We start from the raw sequence: 347 nt of genomic DNA, 5'->3' as shown, positions 1-347 counted from the left end.
AGAGAGACCCCAGTTGTTGGCCGCTCAGGGCCGTATTATCCGTTGATCTCTTTTAAAAAAGCAGCGAACTCCTTTGACATGCGGGTCCCCTGTGCAATAAAATCATCCCAATCACGGCTGGTCTTGGTCCACTTTCCATCCACCAGGACATCCCAGCGCCTGCGCTTGAGGCTCAAGCTGACCAGATTGCTGCGGATCGGATAATCATCGATGACCCTGGGCTCCATAAAGCCACTGGCCTTAAAGGTGTGCTCTTTGTAACGCTCCGGTATCTGCTTTTTCTCCTCTAAAAATACAGTCAACCGATTGTCGTACAAGGGATTCTTTATCGGTTTTTGTTCAAAGCC

1 protein-coding gene is annotated in these 347 nt (G+C 49.6%); it reads right to left on the bottom strand.

Translation table 11 applies throughout. The features are described 5' to 3' along the window. Nucleotides 1-35: 35 nt before the first annotated feature. A partial coding sequence (locus MWU84_RS24480; RefSeq protein ID WP_246906632.1) for a hypothetical protein occupies nt 36-347 on the bottom strand: 312 nt, incomplete at its 5' end.

The sequence above is a fragment of the Arenibacter sp. F20364 genome, assembly GCF_023015905.1.
GTDB lineage: Bacteria > Bacteroidota > Bacteroidia > Flavobacteriales > Flavobacteriaceae > Arenibacter.
This window is presented reverse-complemented; position numbering and strand designations above follow the sequence as displayed.